The sequence below is a fragment of the Treponema sp. R8-4-B8 genome, from assembly GCF_054786175.1.
Genome location: NZ_BDHE01000063.1, coordinates 1 through 2,213, shown reverse-complemented (window position 1 = coordinate 2,213; position 2,213 = coordinate 1). Strand labels below are relative to the sequence as shown.

Here is a 2,213-nt window from a genome sequence, read left to right as displayed (position 1 = left end):
CACAGCGGATGCCCCTTTACGGTTATGTTCCGCTCCGCAATCCAACGCGCTCCGGCTTTTACCCGCCTCTCATCGGGCTTGCCTTCCTGCGGCTGGCTGCGTTTTGCCTACTGTGTTGACGAAAAGATAATTAACGCTTCACAAAACGCTTTTAAATCGGCAATGGAAAGCTGGTAAACCGCGGGAGGAAGCATGGAGCCGAATCTTAATCATCGCAAGGCAAGCGTTAATCTGCGGCTTGTTACGGAAGACGGAAAGCCCGCGGCGAATAGGGATGTAAAAATAGAGCAAAAAAGCCACAAATTTTTATTTGGTGTCGGCGGTTTTGAAGCCGTGGAGCTTGCGGGGGGGAACCCCGACGGTTCAGCGATAGAAGAAAAACACGCGGCGTATTTACAGGAAAAACTTAAAAAACTTTTCGCGATTAACAATTACGCGACATTGCCGTTCTACATGGGACGCTATGAGCCGCAGGAAGGCAAGCCCGATGAGAGGCGGTTAAAAGCCGGAGCGCGTTGGTTTGCGGAGCGGAACATAACCGTAAAGGGGCATCCGCTGTGCTGGCATACCGTCTGCGCCCCGTGGCTTATGAATTATTCCAACGCGGAAATATTAATAAAAGTAATAGCGCGAATAGAGCGCGACGTATCGGCTTTTGCCGGATTGATCGATATATGGGACGTGATTAACGAAGTCGTCATTATGCCGATATTTGACAAATACGACAACGCCATTACGCGAATTTGCAATGAATACGGACAGGTACGGATAGTAAATGAAGTTTTCGAGGCTGCGAGACGGGCGAATCCCAACGCGGTATTGCTGTTAAACGATTTTGACACATCCCTTGATTATGAAATTTTGATAGATAAGTGCCTGCAAGCGGGTATCCCGATTGACGTGATCGGCATACAATCGCACCAGCACCAGGGTTATTGGGGGGCTAATAAGATACACGACGTGCTTGAGCGTTTTTCCCGCTTTGGCCTGCCTTTGCATTTTACTGAAAACACAATAATTTCAGGTGAGATAATGCCCCCGCACATAGTTGATTTGAACGATTGGCAGGTGAAGGAATGGCCTACTACCCCCGAAGGAGAGGAAAGGCAAATGCGCGAAATTATCGAAATGTACGAAATCCTTTTCTCTCATCCCAAAGTGCAGGCGATTACCACGTGGTCAGGCTCAGACGACGCATGGCTCCACGCGCCCGCCGGCTTCCTTCGCACCGACAACAGTGAGAAACTGGCGTACAAAGCGTTACGCGACAAATTAGAAAACGAATGGCGCACTATAAAAGACGGGCGCACCGATGAAAACGGCAATATAAAATTGGAAGGCTTTAAAGGCGCGTATGAAGTTTCGTGCATGGAAAAAACAGCCCTCTTTGAACTAGACGGTAATGATACGCTTGAACTTAAATTAATTTAAAATTTTTACGAAGAGGTTCACACAAAGAGCACAAAGGTACAAAGATCACAAAGGGGGAAGAAGGGGTTGTTGTTCGAAATATTAGCTTGAGCTTCACGATAAGATAACGGACAAAAACCCTTGATCCCTCTTCTTTGTGATCTTCTCTTCCTTTGTGTTCTTTGTGAGAGTTACCGCGAAAAAAAGCCGTCTTCCGGAATCGAACCGGAGACCTCATGATTACAAGTCAAGTGCTCTGCCAGCTGAGCTAAGACGGCGTTTTTTAACAACAAAACAGAGTTTATTTGTTATTTTTTATCATGTCAAGGCTATTTTTAACGTATTAATAAAAATCATCTTGACATATTTTTAAATTTTGTCTAAGCTCCTAACATGGCTGATTTAATATGTTCCCAGTGTCAAGCCCCTATATCCGACCCACTTGGGGTCTGCGATAAATGCGGTAATCATTCCAGACTGACTTGGCAGCAAAGGCTGAGCATTACCGCGGATAAGGGGAGTTTTAACGAGTTCGATTCGGGGATGAAATCGGGTAATCCGATTGAATTTCCCGGATACGAAGAGAAAATTAAAGAATTGCAAAAAAATTGCGAGACAGGCGAAGCCGTTGTTACTGGCCGTTGCAATATAAAAGGGTATCCTTGCGTCATCGGCATAATGGACAGCCGTTTTATGATGGCAAGCATGGGCAGCGTCGTGGGCGAAAAAATTACAAGGGCGATTGAATACGCTTCGGCGAATAAATTGCCCGTGGTTATTTTTTCAGCGTCTGGCGGAGCGCG

The 2,213-nt window shown here is 46.3% G+C and carries 2 protein-coding genes and 1 tRNA gene; 2 read left to right on the top strand and 1 reads right to left on the bottom strand.

Annotated features, from left to right (window positions below; translation table 11 throughout):
- Positions 1-192: 192 nt before the first annotated feature.
- Positions 193-1,431, top strand: a complete 1,239-nt coding sequence (locus ACYVRA_RS06165) for an endo-1,4-beta-xylanase (RefSeq protein WP_461251872.1) — start codon at positions 193-195, stop codon at positions 1,429-1,431.
- A 184-nt stretch (positions 1,432-1,615) separates the two neighbouring features.
- Here ACYVRA_RS06165 and ACYVRA_RS06160 read toward each other — a convergent pair.
- Positions 1,616-1,688 (bottom strand) — tRNA-Thr (locus ACYVRA_RS06160).
- Positions 1,689-1,803: 115 nt separating this feature from the next.
- Here ACYVRA_RS06160 and ACYVRA_RS06155 point away from each other — a divergent pair.
- Positions 1,804-2,213: carboxyl transferase domain-containing protein (locus ACYVRA_RS06155; RefSeq protein ID WP_461251871.1), on the top strand; the 410-nt coding region annotated here is incomplete at its 3' end.